The sequence below is a fragment of the Kitasatospora sp. NPDC057223 genome (assembly GCF_042669755.1).
Classification (GTDB): Bacteria; Actinomycetota; Actinomycetes; order Streptomycetales; family Streptomycetaceae; genus Kitasatospora.
Genome location: NZ_JBHUWW010000047.1, coordinates 40,293 through 55,463, shown reverse-complemented (window position 1 = coordinate 55,463; position 15,171 = coordinate 40,293). Strand labels below are relative to the sequence as shown.

Genomic DNA, 15,171 nt, shown 5'->3' with positions numbered 1-15,171 from the left:
GGCGCCCCCCACGGCCTGGTCGGCGACTTCGAGAAGGCCTTCAACGCCGACCTGCTCGCCTTCATCGCCGACTGACCCCGCACCGCCGGCCGGACACCCCCGGACTGCTGCCCGATGCCCGATGCCCGGCAGTCCGGCGGTCCGGCGGTCCGGTCGGGACGATCCGGCCCGGCGGCGGTCAGCGGATCAGCGGCCCGCCCCGGCCGCGGCTCCGGCGGAAGCGTAGCGGCGCCGGAAGAGCTCGACCCGGCCGGCCGTGTCCGTCACGCGGGCGCTGCCGGTGTGGAAGGGGTGGCTCGCCGAGGAGATCTCGACGTCGACGACCGGGTAGCTGCGGCCGTCCGACCACTCGATGCTCCGGTGGCCGGTCAGCGTCGAGCGGGTGAGGAAGGCGAGGTCGCCGGCCTTGTCGCGGAAGACGACGGGGCGGTACTGCGGGTGGACGGCGGTCTTCATGGCGGTCTCCTTCGGGGGGCGAGGTGGGGCGGGTGTCAGCGCTCTTCGCGGAAGTCGGTGTGCAGACGGGCGACCGGGTCGTACTTGCGCAGGACGAGGCGGTCGGGGTCGTTGCGGCGGCTCTTGCGGGTGACGTAGGTGTAGCCCGTCCCCGCGGTGGAACGGAGCCTGGTGATCGGGCGCAGTTCGTTGCGTGCCATGGTCTTTCCTTCCTCGGCAGCCCGGTGGCCGGGCGACCGTGCAGCAATGGTTTTCATTGCCATGTGCCGTACGGTCTTCGCAACGCCGTCCGCAGGCCCGCTATTCCGGCCCCGCTTTCTGACCCCGGCCGCCCCGCGCCCGGCCGGGGTCAGCGCCGGAAGCCCCCGGTCAGAACGCTCCACCAGCTGCGCCGCCGCTGCGGGGGGAGGCCGGCCGCGGCGGCCGGCCCGGCGGGTGGCCCGGCCGGCGGCGTCGGCCGGGTGCTGGGCGTCGCGGGCACCGTGGCCGGCGCGTCCTGTCCCTCGGGCCTGGCCCGCGGGGTGAAGCGCACCGGAAGGTCGACCAGGTGCCGGGACAGCCAGGCCGAGGTCCAGGCCAGCTCGTCCTCGGGGACGGCGAGCTGGAGGTCGGGAAGCCGGGTCAGCAGGATGTCGATGCCGGTCTCCGCGATGGCCCGGCCGATGTCCTGGCCGGGACACTCGTGCGGGCCGCCGCCGAAGGCCAGGTGGGAGCGGTTGCCGTAGAGCGGCTTCGACAGGTCGGGGCGGACCCCGGGGTCGACGTTGCCGGCCGCGAGGCCGAGCAGCAGCATGTCACCGGCCTTGATCTGCTGGCCGCCGAGCTCGGTGTCGCCGGTCGCCCAGCGGCCCGCGACCAGCGACATCGGCGCGGAGTCCCAGAGCACCTGGTCCAGCGCGTCGGGCAGGGTCATGTGGCCGCCGGAGAGGTGGGCCCGGAAGCGGCGGTCGGTGAGGACCATCTTGAGGGTGTCCGCGATGAGGTTGACGGTCGTCTCGTTCGCGGCGAGCAGCACCACCCGCAGGTGTTCCATCACCTCGTCGTCGCTGAGCCCCGCGCCGTGCTGCATCAGCCACGACACGAGATCGCCGCCGGGCTCCACCCGCTTGCGCTCCATCATCCGGCGCAGCGTCGCCACGACGTAGTCGTTGCTCGCGATCGCCGTCTCGGTGCCCTTCATCAGGTCCCGGGCCGCCTCGACCAGCCGGGGCCCGTACTCCTCGGGCATCCCGACCAGCTGCGTCATCACGAGCATCGGCAGGTGCTCGGCGAACTGGGAGACCATGTCCGCGCGCCCGGCCGCGCCGAAGCCGTCGATCAGCTGGTCGGCGAAGCGGGTGACGTAGCGCCGGATGCCGCGCCGGTCGAAGCGGCCCAGGCTGTCGGTGACCGCGCCGCGCAGCCGCTTGTGCTCCTCGCGGTCCGCGAACACGCACAGCGGCTGCCAGGCGATCACCGGCATCAGCGGCGAGTCCGGCGTGACCAGGCCCTCCTGGAACGCCGTCCAGCGCCGGGAGTCGCGGGAGAACCGGGACGGTGTGCGCATGGCGGTCAGATTCGCGGAGTGCCCGAGGACCAGCCAGGCCGGAAGGTCACCGTGCACCAGGACGGGCGCCACCTCGCCGTGCTCGGCACGCAGCTTCTCGTACAGGCCCGCCGGGTCGGCCTCCGCCTCCGGCCCGTACAGCCGCCGGAGCCCGTTCGCGCCCACCCCGCCGATGGCCTGGCCGCCGATGGCCTGGCCGGCGACGACCTGGCCGCCCGCGCCGAGGCCGTCGCCGCCGAGATCCTCGCCGACGAGCCCGTGGGCAGGGCAGCCGGGCGGCGGAGTGAGGGGTGAGTCGGCAGGGTACGGCGTGGTCACGGTGTCTCCGGGGTCGTCGTGAGGCGGTCCGGCGGACGGTCTTCGTGAACCTCGGACGATCGAAGCCGGGGTGGGCGGGCACCAGCTTCGCGCCGCTCCGGGCGCGCCGCGGCGGTGCCCGGTACGGGTTCACCCATGTGTGGGGTCTCCCCGGGAAACCGTCACGCGGCGCGGAACATCCGTGCTACCGCCGGTCCACCACCCGAACGGCGGGCCTCCGTCCGGCCGTGGTCAGGCCGGGCGCAGGCGGACGGTGAGCTTCACGTCGCCACCGATCTCCTCGGCGCCGAGATCCTCCACGGCGGCGAGCGACGCCAGCGTGTCGACCACGTGCTGCACGCGGTCGCGGGAGCCGATGATCTCGGCGGTGATCTCGCCGAGCAGCCGGTGCGCCGTACGGCTCGGGCGTCCGGGCCCGTCGACGCGGAAACTGCGGGCCCAGCCGTCCGGGGGCAGCGTCGTACCGGACGCGTCGCCGGGCCCGAGGAAGACATCGGTGCTCGGCCTGGGAGTGAAGGCACCGCCCAGGGCCCGCTGGACGTCGAGCGCCGTCTCCTTCGTGCCGCCCTCCAGATGGACCATCACGTACTTGTCCACGACCACAGTCCTCGCCTCGGCATCAGTCCTTCAAGGGACGCACGAATCCGCTCACCGTGCCCGCCGTGACCGTGGTCCACCCCGCCCGGTCCGGCCCGCGCCGTCCTGCGGAAGGGGGACGGCGCGGGCCGGACGGACGGACGGTCTCAGCCGGCCCGCTGCAGCCACAGGTCGGGGCCGAACACCTCGTAGTGGATGTCCGCCGGCCGGACCCCGGCGTCCAGCAGCTGGGTGCGGACGGCGCGCAGGAACGGCAGCGGGCCGCACAGGTAGGCACGGGTCCCGGCCGGGACGGCCACCGCGCCGGGGCCGTTGAGGTCGACGAGCCCGGTGCGCTCGGCCGGCCAGTCGCCGAGCGGGCGCTCGTACCAGACGTGGGTCTCCGCGTCGGCCAGCTTCGCCGTGAGGCGCCCGAGTTCGGACCGGAAGGGATGGCTGGTCTGGTCGCGGTCGCCGTGGAGCGCGATGATCCTGCGGGTGCTGCCCGTGCCGGCGAGCCGGCCGAGCATGCTGATCATCGGGGTGCAGCCGATGCCGGCGGAGGCGAGCAGCAGCGGGGTGTCGTCGTCCTCGCCCAGCACGACGTCCCCGGACGGCGCGCCGATCCGGAGCGCGCCGCCCACGCCGGTGTTCTCGTGCAGGTGGTGGGAGACCTCGCCGAGCGGCTCGCCCAGCTCGCGCTTCACGCTGAACTGGAGCGCCCCGTCCGGGTGCCCGGACAGGCTGTACTGGCGTATCTGGTTCGCGCCGTCCGGCAGCCGCACCTGGACGGAGACGTACTGGCCCGGCTGGCCCTCGGGCACGGGGAGGCCGTCGGCGGGCCGGACCAGGAAGGTGACCACGTCGTCGGTCTCCTGGTACCGGGCCACCACCCGGTAGGTGCGCCACACGTCGCCCGCGGTGAGCCCGGCCTGTGCGTACAGGCGGCGCTCCAGGGCGATCAGGGCGTTGGCCATCAGCCAGTAGACCTCGTCCCAGGCGGCGGCGACCTCGGCGGTGACGGCATCGCCCAGCACCTCGACGATGGCCGCGAAGAGGTGGGTGTGAACGACCGGGTACTGGTCCTCGGTGATGCCGAGCGAGACGTGCTTGTGGGCGATCCGCGCGAGCATGGCGTCCGGCCGCTGGTCGGGGTGGGCCAGCAGCGCGCCGGCGAAGGCCGCGATCGAACCCGCGAGAGCCTGCTGCTGGCTGCCGGTGGCCTGGTTGCCGCGGTTGAACAGGTCGTCGAGCAGCGCGGGGTGGGCCTCGAACAGGCGCCGGTAGAACACCTGGCTGATCTCGCCGATGGCCGCGCCCACGACGGGCAGGGTGGCTTCGACGGTGCCGGCGGACCGGGGTGACAGCATGAGGAACTCCAAACTTGCATGTAAGAGTCATATTTAATCGGATGCGTCGGCGCGCCGCTCCGTTGCGTCGGCCGGACGTGTTCGGCTCAGGCGGGAGCGGCGCCCCCGTGCGGCTCCGGCGGGCGGGGGGAGAGGGCGAGCAGGACCGGACCGGTGGGCGGGGCCACGAGGTCGTCCACGGTCAGGTGGTCCAGGGCGGCGAAGAACTGCTCCTGGGCCTGGCGCAGCGCACCGCGCAGCCGGCAGGCGGCCCGCAGCGGACAGGGCACCGCGTCCTCGCATCCGACCACGTCGCCCACCCCCTCCAGGTTCCTGACCAGGGTGCCGAGCGAACCGGTGCGCCCGGCCCGGGTCAGGGTGAGGCCGCCGCCCCGTCCGCGTCGTGCCTCGACGACGCCGAGGTGGCACAGTTGGGCGACCACCTTGGCGGCATGGGTGTACGGCACGGCGACCGCCTCCGCCACCTGGTGCGTCGTGGGGCTGGAGCCCTCGTCGAGGACCGCGAGTCGCATGGCGATGCGCAGCGCGATGTCGGTGCTCTTGGTCAGCCTCATGCGAGGAGTCTAGTTAATAGGTATCTGGGACTCGCATTCAGGGGTGGGGGTGGGTGGGTCGCCATACAGGCCCGCCGATAAGGTGATCTTCGGACTGCGTCGGCCCGCGGCCCGTCACCTGCCCGCCATGCCCAGGCCGTCGCCCGGAAGAGTTGAACGTGAGTACCGACCTGCAGCCCGCCCCCGCGGCACCCGCGAGTCCGTCGCCGCCCGGTCCGGTCGCCAGACTCCGCAGGCTCACCGTCAGCCGGGCGCCCGCCAGGCCCACGCCGGCCGCCGCCGCGCACCTCCTGGCGTCCGCGACCTCCGTCCTGCTCCTGCTGGTGGCCGTCGGCGCGGCCCTGCACGAGCCGCTGCTGATACCGCCGCTGACTGCCAGCGCCGCCCTGATCCACAGCGTCCCGACCCTGCCCCTGGCGCAGCCCCGCAGCGTCATCGGCGGCCACCTGCTCTGCGCCGTGGTGGGGCTCGCCGTGCACGCCGCCCTCGGCAGTTCCCTGTGGACGGCCGGCGTCGCGGCCAGCCTCGCCCTCGGCACGACGATGCTGGCCCGCACCCCGCACTCCCCGGCCTGCGCCACCGCCGTCATCGCCGTCCTCCAGGGCCCGGCCCCGGCCCGTTTCCTCGTCGCCCTCACCGCCGCGGCCGGCCTCCTGGTGCTCGCCGGCCTGGTGGCCGCCCGCCTGCGCCGCAACGCCCCCGCGTACCCGTCGTACTGGTGGTAGGCCAGGTTTGTGGGCGGCGGCCCCGCCGTCCGCCCCTGGCCAGGCGGCCGTAGGGGCGTCCGGCCGGGTCGGTGAGGGCTCTCCGCCTGTCGCCGCCCGCTTGCCGCAGCTCCGGCGGCGGCCGCGCCGGGCAGGCGTGAAGCCCCGTACCCGTCGACCCGCCGGAGGCCGAGGAGCCGAGTGTCATCGCCGCCGGCTTCATCTGCGGAGCTGCCACAACTCCGTCACGGCCCGTATTCGCCTGAATGTCCAGAATCATCTGATAAGACTGGTATGCCAATCGAGGGGATGCGGGCCGGGGCTTCCGGATCGGCCGGGCGGCGTGGGCCTGCCCCGATGGTTGCGAAGCGGACGGCGAGGAGTGCACTGTGACGAACCCGGATGCTTCAGGGCCGGCGACGGCGACACCCGGCGGTAGGCCGGGCGGGGCGCCGAAGGCCCCGGCCGCGGGCCGGCGCCTGGCGGGCTGGCAGTTCGTCGTGATCGTGGTGGTCTACCTGGCGATCATCCAGGGGATCGGTCTCGCGATCGGGGTGGACACCTCGGGCTCCACGAGCCAGTTCCCCACGACGCAGGCGATCGTGCGCAACGCCCTCGTCCCGATCGGGGTGTCGGTCCTGTTCGGGGCGGCGGTGGTGACCTGGCTGGGCTGGTGGCAGCAGGTCCTGCACTACCACGTGCCCGTGCAGCGCTGGGTGCGGCTGGTCCCGGTCTCGATGCTCGTCGTCGCACTGCTCGGCATCAACTACTGGCACCTCGCCGACCAGCAGGCGTCACTGGTGGTCTCCCTGCTCGTCCTCGGCGTGTTCGTGGGCGTCGGAGAGGAGCTGATGTTCCGCGGAGTGGGCGTCCAGTTCTTCCGCAGGGCCGGCTTCAGCGAGGGAAGGACCGCACTGTACTCCTCCCTCGTCTTCGGACTCGTCCACGTCACCAACGCGATCCACGCCGGGCCGTCGGCCGTCGTCCAGGCCCTGATCGTGGCGACCTCGGGCTACTTCTTCTACCTGTGCCTGCGCGTGGGCGGCACGATCCTGCTCCCGATGCTGGTCCACGGCCTGTGGGACACCAGCCTCTTCTCCGGCCTCTCCGGGCCCGAACCGGCGGTCTCGGTGGGCATGTTCCTGCAGATCCTGCTCCAGATCACCCTGATCGTCGTCCTGGCCGTCCGCCGCCACCGGATCGAGCCCGCCACCCTGTCCGCCCGGGCCTGACCGGCAGCAGTACCCGTTGCCACTGTGGCCAGGTCGTCCCCTTGAACCGACACTTCCAGCAACTTCCTTCTGCAGCTGCCGATAGCGTGAAACACTCGGCACCGACTGCGACTTGGGGGACTGATGTCCGGGGTGGAACTGGTGGTGGCGGCACTGGCCGCCGGTACGTCGGCGGGGCTGACCGACACGGTGAGCAGCGCTGTGCGGGACGCATACGGCGCGCTCCGGGCAGCGGCGCTCCGACGGCTGCCCGGTGGCGGTGCGGAACTGCTGGACGCCGAACAGGTGGAGCCGGACGTCTGGGAGGCACGGCTGCGCGAGGAACTGACCGCGTCCGGTGCCGACCGGGACCGGGAGTTGCTGGCGCTGGCCGAGAACCTGTTGGCGCTGCTCGGTTCAGGAGGCAAGTACCGGGTCGATGCGCGCGGCGCCAAGGGCGTGCAGATCGGCGACCACAACACCCAGACCGTCAACTTCGGCTGAGGGTCGCAGCGGGTGGACAGCGACGACGGCCGGACCGCGCGAATCGACGCCCGCGGGGTGTCCGGGCTGCAGGTCGGGGACGGGAACGTACAGATCAACGTGCGCACCGGCGCCGCGGTGCCGGCCCGCTCGGCGTACCTCTACACCGTGAATCTGATCGCACCGGAGGTGCTCGCCGACCGGGAGGAGGAACTCGCCGAGCTCGGCGAGTTCTGCACCCGCCCTGGGGGGAGCGCCTACCGCTGGTGGCGGGCCGGGGCCTGGGCGGGCAAGTCGGCCCTGCTGTCCTGGTTCGTACTCCACCCGCCGGAGGGCGTGCACGTCGTCTCGTTCTTCGTCACCGCGCGGTTCGCCGGGCAGAGCGACCGAGAGGCATTCATCGATGCCGTCATGGAGCAACTCGCCGCGCTGCTGGGCAAGCCCGTGCCCTCCCACCTGACGGGAGCGACCCGCGCCGCACACCTGCTCGCGCTGTTCGACGAGGCCGCCACCGCCTGCCAGGAACAGGGAACGCGACTTGTCCTGGTCGTGGACGGTCTCGACGAGGACCGGGGAGTGACCGCCGGCCCCGATGTGTACAGCGTTGCCGCGCTGCTCCCGGCCCGTCCGACCGGAGGCATGCGCATCGTGGTGGCCGGCCGCCTCGAGCCGTCACTGCCCGCGGACGTGCCCGAGCTCCACCCGCTGCGTGATCCCTCGGCGGTACGACTCCTTGAGCCCTCCCGGCATGCCGGAGTCGTCCAGCACGCTGCCGAGCAGGAACTGAAACGCCTGCTGACGGGCACACCCACCGAGCAGGACCTGCTGGGGCTGCTCACGGCGGCCGGCGGTGGCCTGTCCGTCCAGAACCTGGTGGAACTGACCGGGGTTCGTGATCAGTGGAAGATCACGGACACTCTCCGCACGGTGTCCGGCCGGACCTTTGCCCAGCGCCCCTCCTCGCCGCGGCAAGGGCCGGAACGGCCCGAGGACGTCTACCTGCTGGCCCACGAAGGTCTCCAACAGGCGGCCAGGACCTTCCTCGCAGGCGAACGGCTGACCGAATATCGTCGGCGCCTGCACACCTGGGCAGACGGGCACCGGGCACGCGGCTGGGACACGCACACCCCCGGTTACCTGCTGCGCGGCTACTTCCGCATGCTGCAGGAGGACCACGACACTGCCAGGATGCTCGCTCTGGCGCTCGATCCGGGCCGCCATGCCTGGCTGCTCGACGCCACCGGTGGCGAAGCCACCGCCCTCGCGGCCCTCGCTGCGACCCGGGATGCGATCACCGGCTGCGAGAGTCCGGACCTGGAGAACCTGACCAGAGTCGTCCTGTGCTGGGTGAACCTGTCGGAGCGCAACGCATCACTGCCCGTGGCACTGCCCGCTGTCTGGGCGCTGCTCGGCCGCATCGACCGGGCCCGGGCCCTGGCCGGGTCCATGGGACGGGCGACTTCCGCGACGGCGCTCGCCTTGGTGGTCAAGGTGCTGGCCGAAAAAGGCAGTTCGGAATCTGCCGAGTTGATCGCACGGGGCATCACCGAACCGGACGAGCGAGCCGTCGCGCTCTCGGCGGTTGCCGTGGCCGCCGCCGCCGGTGACCGGGTCCGAGCAGCCGAGCTGTGGGGTGCGGCCGACCGGGCGGCCCGCCAGATCGACAACTACCTGATCCAAGCCTCCTGCTGGGCGACGCTGGCCACCGACGCAGCCGCGGCGGGCGATCGGCAGCGCGCCGCCGAGCTGGTCGGAGAGGTCAGGGCGCTCGCTGACGATCCGGAGGCCGTTGCCGGGCGCGGACTGGTCGAAGACGATCTGGCCGAGGCGCTGGCCGCTGCCGGCGATCTGTCCAAGGCGCTGGCTGTGGCTCGCGCCATCGGCGACTCCGCACAGCGGACCGATGCGCTTGCCGCTGTATCGCGGGCGGCGGCCCGCGATGGCTACCTGGTTGCGGCGGCCGGGTGGGCAGCCGAGGCGGAGACCGCAGCCCGGGCGGTTACCGGAATCTCGCTACGGCCTCCGATGGCGGTGGTGATCGAGGCGCTGGCCGCCGCCGGGGAACCAGGGCGGGCAGCCGAACTCGTGGCCGAAACCGTCATCGAACTCGTCCACGGCTCGGACAACCACCCGACCTTCCGGCTGGGACGCGATCTTGCCATTCTCACCAGCGCCGCCGCCCGGGCCGGCGAACACGACCGCGCCGAGCCGCTGGCCCGGGCCAACCCCGACCCGGAGTCCAAGGCGCAGGCGCTGACCGCAGTCGCCGAAGCGGTCGTCCGGTCGGGCGACCACCGGCGTGGTCGAGAACTGGCAACGGAGGCCCAGGATCTGGCCCGGACCATCCGTCCCCCGGTGCACCAGCAGAAGGAACTCGCTTCCCTCGCCGGCGTGTTGGCTCGATCTGGCGACTTCGACGGGGCCCTGGCGATCGCCGGTACCGTACACGACCTCGCCCAGCAGGTGACCGCGCTGACCGCGATCACCCGGGCCGCGGCGGACGCACGGGACTTCGTCCGTGCCGAGGCCGTCGCCCACACCATCGACAACGCGATCGGCCAACGCGACACAGCGCTCGCTGTCATCGTCGAGGCAGCCTTCGCGGCGGGGGATACGGACCGGGCCGTGGAGATCATCTCCGTGCTCGAGACGGCACTCCCGTGGCAGAGGGCGATCGGCGCGGCAGTCGGCGCAGCAGAGGCGTCGGGCGACCGCCGACGCGCGGAGGCCCTCATGGACCAGCTGATGGGACGCATCGCCGAGGCAGGTGAGGACCGGGACGAGTGGGCCGTGCTCGTCCTGGCCGAGTCCATTGCCCGCACCGGTGCAGTCGAGCAGTCCGAGCGTATCGCCCGCACGATCGAGGACTTCACGCCGCGAGCCAGGGCGCTGGCGGCAGTGGCCAGGGCCGCCGCTCGCACCGACCAGCCGGACCGGGCCGCCGCCTTCCTCAACGAGGCCGAGGTGTACGCCCGCAGCATCGACGGCGCCCACGATCGTCCGCGGACGGTGGGCTCGCTCATCAAGGCAGCGGCCTGGGCCGAGGAGGAGGACGACGCGATCCCTGTGCTCGGCACCCCGGCCTCGGTGGCTCACATCATCGACGGAACCTCGGAGCGGGTGCACACGCTGGCAGCGGTCGCCGAGGCGATCGCCCGGACCGGAGATCACGAACGCGCAGCCGAGCTGGCTGCCGAGCTCGCGGAGCCCCTCGACCGGGCCAGCTCGCACGGATACGCCGAGCTGCTGGCGCGTCTCGCCCGGGCAGCGGCCGAGACCGGACAGCTTGAACGGGCGGAGTCGATCGCGGACCGGATCACCGCTCCGGGGATCCATGCGCGAACCCTGGCTCACCTGGCCAATGTGGCCCAACCGGCAGCGGTCCGGCGCCTGACGGTGAAGGCCTTCGACCTCGGCCTGTGGACAGCCGTGGACGCGCTGCGCCGGCTTGATCCGGAGGTCCTGCTCCTGCTCGCCGAGGATCTGGGCGTTGCCGGGATGCTTACCCTGTCCTCAAGCGCCCACGACGCGCCACCTCCGGAGGCGGCGAGCCGCCCACGCCGCTCGTTGCTGCGCTGGCTCGGACGCACCGGCCCAGAAGCCTGAGCGCCGCGACTCGTCCGCCCCCGGCTGGGGCTTTGCCCGGGAAAGGGCCTCTGGCCTGCGTCGGAGGTCCCTTCCGTCCAGTCTTCCTCGGCGGCCCGGCAGACCGGCTGGCGCGCGGGTCGTAGGGGGAGGCGAGCCGCGGATGGCCGGGCGGGACGCCGTCTTTCGTGGATCGTGTGCAGCAGTGCGAGGGCGTCCTGGCCGTGGAGCCCGGCCAACCGGTCCCGCTTCGTCCTCGACGAGGGCAGTCGCCGCGAGCCGAACCGCGCCGCGTACCGCGGCTCCGACTCCGCCACCGGCATCGCCCGCGAGGCCCAGGTTGCGTTCGCCGACTGCCTGGCGAGCCGTTCAAGCCGATTCGCGACATATGAGAGTCGTCGGCAGCAGGGTCCTCGGACCCGGTTTCGTCCGGTCCTCGATCAGCGCCAGGATGTGACGGGCCATCGTCGAGCCCTGCTCCTCCACCGGCTGGCGGATCGTACTGAGCGGGGGGTGGGTGTACTGGGCCACCGGATCGTCGTCGAAACCGATGACCGCGACGTCGTCGGGCACCCGGCGCCCCGCCCGGCGCAGTGCGCGTAAGGCCCCGGCCGCCATCAGGTCGGAGGCGACGAAGACGGCGTCGAGGTCGGGCCGGCGCCTGAGCAGCCGGGTCATGGCGCGTTCGCCGGATTCGAGGGAGAAGTCCCCGAGGTCGACGACGGGCTCCAGGCCCGTGGCCGCCATGGCCTCCGTGAAGCCCCGGAGCCGGTCCTGGCTCGCAGCCATGTCGCGCGGCCCGGCTATGGTCCCGATGCGCTGGCGGCCTGCCGCGACGAGGTGGTGCACGGCGGCCTGCGCACCACCGTAGTTGTCGGTGTCCACGTAGGAGGCCCCGTGTTCCGAAAGCGGCCGGCCGCACAGCACGGTGGGCACCCTCGCCGTGTCCAGCACGGGCATCAACGGATCCGAGCCGTGGGAGGAGACCAGCAGAACCCCGTCGACTCCGCGGCGGACGAAACGGGCCGCCGCCACGTACTCGCTCCGGTCCTTCACCGCGACGAATGCCAGCTGGTAGCCGACGGGGGCGAGGGCCCGTGACGCGCCGTGGAGCAGGCGGGCGAAGAAGGGATCCGAGAAGAACCGCTCGCTGGACTCGGTGATGATCGCGGCAATCGAGCCGCCGTGCGGCCGGTGCGGCCGGTGCGTCCAGGGCGCTCGGCGGCGTACGTATCCGAGCTTTGAGATCGCCTCCTGGACCCGGCGATTCGTGTCCTCGCTCACCCGGGCCGAGCCGGTGAGAACCCGGGACGCGGTGGCCGTCGACACGCCGGCGAGCAGGGCGACGTCGGTGAGGGTGGGTCGGCTGCCGGCGGCATCGGCGGGTGCGGGCACGGAGTCCTCCACAAGATACCGGATACCCGGCGCCCGGACACGGGAATGAGCGGGGCGCCGGGCATGGTCGGGCAGGCTCGAACCGGAGCCTGTCGGATCGTGACTCGATGAGGGTGGCGGTGTCGGGTGTCCGCGATCGCGGCCCGGTACGTGTGCGAGGCGGTCGTGTCAACGCTTCGACACGCAGCCGTCCCACTCATGATCCCCAGCATCCGACGCACCGTCAAACCTGACTCAGGCAGGTCTGCTTGACCGTACGGCCCGGCACGATCTGCACACCGACCATCGGCGTGCTCCCGGTCACCGAACCGCCGGCGTCGTCGCGAGCTCCCGGCTCCCGGCCCCCAAACCCGGACAGCGCAGGTGACGTGCCGCGCCGCGCCGGAGAGACGACGAGTGCTCGGCCCGAGGGGACGACGATCAGCCGCGCCCGCCCTGCGGCGGGCAGGCGGTCACCGGCTGCCGACGTCGCTCGGCAGGATCCGCGGCAGCCGGGCCGCCTCGTCCTTCAGCAGCACCGCCGCTCGCTGCTCGCGCTGCCTCAACTCGGCCAGACCGCCGCGAATCCGGTCCGCCGACAGCGTGGGCGTCCCGCCGTGGAAGGCGTTGACCTGCTCCGAGAGCGCGGTGGCCAGCTGTGCGACGCCCGAGTACGCGGCACGGACCTGTTCGCCGTGCCGGGTGAGCGCCAGGAACCGGCTGAACAGGGTGCGCGAACCCGCCAGCAGGGCGGTGGCGTTGACGCCGGGTGCGCGGTACACGGCGTCGGCCGACGCGCGCTCGGCGACCAGGTTCTCACCGATGAGGTCGTAGATCTGGAACCCGTCGCGGAACCGGGCCAGGAACGCGCGGTACGCGGCCTCGAATCCGTCCAGGTCGGGGCCCGACCCGGGCACCAGGGTGGAGCAGTCGACGAACCAGCGCTCCGGCTCCTGGGCGTACCCCTCGCGCAGCACGTCCCATCCCACCCTCAGAGGGACGTACTCATGGTCGTCGGAAGTGTTGTCGAGCAGCAGCACCTCGGTACCGCTCGCTCCGCACACGAGGAACGAATGCAGCAGCCGGTGCTCCTCCGGAACGGTTCCGACACGGTGCATGAACTCCACCCAGTAGGGGAAATGGTGCCGGGGCGCGTAGAAGAACACCGGCTGACCCGAGGCGAGGAACCCGGGCAGGCCGGATTCGAAGCGGTCGATGCCCACCGTGCCGGCCGAGAGCAGTTCGAACCCGAGCAGTCGCAGATCGTCCTCGGTCACGTAGGGCGTCTCGAACGCCCAGCGGTCCTTTCCGCGCAGGTAGCAGTGGCGGTAGACGGCCGCGGTCGAGCCCAGCGCCCGGTACATCAACAGGTCGGACCACGGGGTGCTGCCCGCGACGTAGGCCAGGAGCTGTGACTTCCGGCAGTGCAGGTGGTTGTTCGGGTCCTGGGTGCGGATGCGGTCGACATCCGGGATCCGGATCATCCGGTCGGTGAGCGCCACCGTGGTTCCTTCTCTCACATGCTGGGCGGGGCGGTCCTCCGTTCCAGCGCCCGACGGCAATGGCGGACGAAGACAGGCGGCTGCGAGGCGATCCTCGCCTCCGCGGCGGGCGCCGTCAAGGAGCACCCGATACCGCCGCAGGCGCGCCCCTCGACAAGGCGGCACCGACGCAAATGTAAGTTTCACCGGGCTTTGACGGGCCATCAGGCACGACTGCATATTGCTGCCTGAGTAACCGAACACGACTCCAGCCCGTCGCGAGCAGGGTTCACGGCGGTCCGACGAACCGCCGCTGCGGACGTCGCTCCGGGCGGCGCGCCTCCTACTACCGGTGAGGACATACCTGTGCGGGTGTTACTTCATTTCGGCGGGCTGGGTGATCCCGAAGGCCCGCTGATGAGCAAGCTTCGCGAACTGTTCCGGCAACCGCAGAACTCCCGTTTCTTCGCATCGGCCTTCGCGGGCGTCGAGACGGCTTTCGAGATCGTGGGACGCGAGGAGTGCGCCCGCTTCCTGCCCGGCGGGCTCCCGATACGCGACTGGCTGGCCGACCCCGGCGACCGGCCGGTGCCCGCGACGGTGCTCGGCTCGGTGGCCGAGGGCGTGCTGCTGCACATCTACCAGCTGTGTGTCCTCCAGCCGGGGCCGGGGAATCCGCTGGGCCGGGCGACCCGGTCGGACGGCCTCCGCCCGGTGGGAGCGGTCGGACACAGCCTGGGCAGCTACGCCGCCGTCTTCTCGGCCCTGCCCGTCGAGGGCCGGCGCGAGTACGCGGCAGCCGCCGGGCGCTCGATCGCCCAGGTCACCGTGGCACTGCTGCGCTGTCACCAGGTCATTCCCGACGAACCCCGGCCGGACGAGGAACTGCTGCGCCGGCACGCCGCACTCGGGCCCGGGGCCGGCGTCCCCGGGGCGATGGCCGCCGTCGTGGGCCTGCGGCGCCCAGCACTCGACGAGGCGATCCGACGCAGCGGCAGCGGTCCGGGCGGCCGGGTCGCGATCGGCCTCGTCAACTCGCCCACCTTCCACGTCCTCACCGGCGGCACCGAAGCGCTGATGCGGCTCCGGCTCGCCGAGGACGAACTCTTCGAGCGGCCCGGTGCCCGCTGGACCTACCTGGGCGCCACCGCCCCCTTCCACAGCGCGGTGCTGGCATCCGCCATGGCGCTGATCGGCCACGACGTCGACCACAACTGGCAGCCCGTCAAGGGCGACGGCCTGACCATGCCGGTCTACGGCACCGGCACACCCGCCAACCTGCAGTTCTCACCGCACGTGCTGTACGAGGTGGCCGAGCAGCAGATGTGCCGCTCCTTCGACTGGCTGGTCGTCATCGACGCCGCACTGGCGGAGCTGGCTCCGGACCTGGTCCTCGACATCGGCCCCGGCGTCTCCGCGGCCGCACTGACGCGGTCGCGGCTGCGTGAGAGCGGATCGGCCACGCGGTTCACCTCGATCTGACCGCCTGCGGCACCGAACGGCGTCGGGGGCG

General features: G+C 72.4%; 13 protein-coding genes. 5 read left to right on the top strand and 8 right to left on the bottom strand.

Features of this window, described 5'->3' with window-relative positions:
* Positions 1-186: 186 nt before the first annotated feature.
* The 6 genes from ACFUK0_RS18605 to ACFUK0_RS18580 form a co-directional block, all read right to left on the bottom strand.
* The gene (locus tag ACFUK0_RS18605; protein WP_380251424.1) at positions 187-456 is read right to left on the bottom strand and encodes a type B 50S ribosomal protein L31; all 270 of its coding nucleotides are present in this window, start codon (positions 454-456) and stop codon (positions 187-189) included.
* A 35-nt stretch (positions 457-491) separates the two neighbouring features.
* On the bottom strand, positions 492-656 hold the full coding sequence (gene rpmG, locus ACFUK0_RS18600) for a 50S ribosomal protein L33 (RefSeq protein ID WP_380251422.1): 165 nt from the start codon (positions 654-656) through the stop codon (positions 492-494).
* 149 nt (positions 657-805) lie between these two features.
* Positions 806-2,320, bottom strand: coding sequence for a cytochrome P450 (locus tag ACFUK0_RS18595; protein ID WP_380251420.1), 1,515 nt, complete (start codon positions 2,318-2,320; stop codon positions 806-808).
* Positions 2,321-2,551: 231 nt separating this feature from the next.
* Entirely contained in the window at positions 2,552-2,917 is a 366-nt protein-coding gene (locus ACFUK0_RS18590) for a hypothetical protein (RefSeq protein ID WP_380251418.1), read from the bottom strand.
* Between the two features lie 146 nt (positions 2,918-3,063).
* Positions 3,064-4,266 carry a globin domain-containing protein gene (locus ACFUK0_RS18585; RefSeq protein WP_380251416.1) on the bottom strand — a complete coding sequence of 401 codons (1,203 nt, stop codon included), beginning with the start codon at positions 4,264-4,266 and terminating at the stop codon, positions 3,064-3,066.
* An 86-nt stretch (positions 4,267-4,352) separates the two neighbouring features.
* On the bottom strand, positions 4,353-4,820 hold the full coding sequence (locus ACFUK0_RS18580; RefSeq protein ID WP_380251414.1) for an RrF2 family transcriptional regulator: 468 nt from the start codon (positions 4,818-4,820) through the stop codon (positions 4,353-4,355).
* 158 nt (positions 4,821-4,978) lie between these two features.
* On the opposite strand from ACFUK0_RS18580, the gene ACFUK0_RS18575 reads away from it, so the two are divergent.
* The 4 genes from ACFUK0_RS18575 (at position 4,979) to ACFUK0_RS18560 (ending at position 10,824) form a co-directional block, all read left to right on the top strand.
* Positions 4,979-5,545 carry an HPP family protein gene (locus ACFUK0_RS18575; RefSeq protein WP_380251412.1) on the top strand — a complete coding sequence of 189 codons (567 nt, stop codon included), beginning with the start codon at positions 4,979-4,981 and terminating at the stop codon, positions 5,543-5,545.
* A 368-nt stretch (positions 5,546-5,913) separates the two neighbouring features.
* Entirely contained in the window at positions 5,914-6,756 is an 843-nt protein-coding gene (locus ACFUK0_RS18570) for a CPBP family intramembrane glutamic endopeptidase (protein WP_380251410.1), read from the top strand.
* 123 nt (positions 6,757-6,879) lie between these two features.
* Complete coding sequence (locus tag ACFUK0_RS18565; RefSeq protein WP_380251408.1) at positions 6,880-7,239, top strand: hypothetical protein; 360 nt, start codon at positions 6,880-6,882, stop codon at positions 7,237-7,239.
* A gap of 12 nt (positions 7,240-7,251) precedes the next feature.
* A complete protein-coding gene (locus ACFUK0_RS18560) occupies positions 7,252-10,824 on the top strand; it encodes a hypothetical protein (protein ID WP_380251406.1) in 3,573 nt (1,190 codons plus the stop codon).
* Positions 10,825-11,172: 348 nt separating this feature from the next.
* On the opposite strand, the gene ACFUK0_RS18555 is transcribed toward ACFUK0_RS18560, so the two are convergent.
* On the bottom strand, positions 11,173-12,198 hold the full coding sequence (locus ACFUK0_RS18555; RefSeq protein ID WP_380251404.1) for a LacI family DNA-binding transcriptional regulator: 1,026 nt from the start codon (positions 12,196-12,198) through the stop codon (positions 11,173-11,175).
* A 452-nt stretch (positions 12,199-12,650) separates the two neighbouring features.
* Positions 12,651-13,679 carry a hypothetical protein gene (locus ACFUK0_RS18550; protein ID WP_380251402.1) on the bottom strand — a complete coding sequence of 343 codons (1,029 nt, stop codon included), beginning with the start codon at positions 13,677-13,679 and terminating at the stop codon, positions 12,651-12,653.
* Between the two features lie 396 nt (positions 13,680-14,075).
* Between ACFUK0_RS18550 and ACFUK0_RS18545 the strand changes: the two genes are divergently transcribed.
* Complete coding sequence (locus ACFUK0_RS18545) at positions 14,076-15,140, top strand: hypothetical protein (RefSeq protein ID WP_380251400.1); 1,065 nt, start codon at positions 14,076-14,078, stop codon at positions 15,138-15,140.
* Positions 15,141-15,171: the final 31 nt, after the last annotated feature.